At 59.9% G+C, this 604-nt stretch carries 1 protein-coding gene; it reads right to left on the bottom strand.

The genetic code is table 11. The features are described from left to right. Positions 1–604, bottom strand: a 604-nt coding sequence (locus tag JUJ53_RS01285) for a CPBP family glutamic-type intramembrane protease (RefSeq protein ID WP_204150174.1), incomplete at both ends; no start/stop codon positions are given.

Consider the following 604-nt stretch of genomic DNA (forward strand, 5'->3'; position numbering starts at 1 on the left):
GTCCACACCAGACCCGGAACGAAGAAGTAGTTGGAAAAGATCGTGAGCCAGCCGCCCGCCCGCGCCTCCGGGTTAAGGAGGTGCGGCAGGGTAAAGATAACGGCTGGCACGATTGCCAGAAAAACGCGGTTGCTCCAGATAAGGCTCGCGCCCTGCACGATATATCCGCGAAAGAAAAGCTCCTCGGTGGTCGTTTGGATCGCGGTGAGCACCAGCGCCAGCGGCACAAAAAGCGCAAATGTTATGAGGCTGGAGGTAAAGGAGAAGGTATCCGGGTAAAGCAGATACTGCCCCAGCCCACCGATCAGGCAGTACGGAACGAACCACGCTACGAATCCATGACCGACCCGATGCCAGTCTATCCGCTTCCGCGCTGTGATGAGCGTCTGGGGGTGGCGGCGGTGGACGAGGGCGACAGCGATCAGGATTCCCACGAAGAAGCACAGGAAACTCGCCATGACAAACAGGTAGTATTCCACAAGCCCGAGCCCCGAGGGGTCTGCCTGGCCGCCGAGCGCGAACGCGACGAGTACGCTGGCACCACTACCGACGATCAGCCACGCAAAGAGGATGATCATCAGCCCCAGAACATACCGCCACCCCC

This window comes from Leptolyngbya sp. CCY15150, assembly GCF_016888135.1.
Taxonomy (GTDB): Bacteria; Cyanobacteriota; Cyanobacteriia; order RECH01; family RECH01; genus RECH01.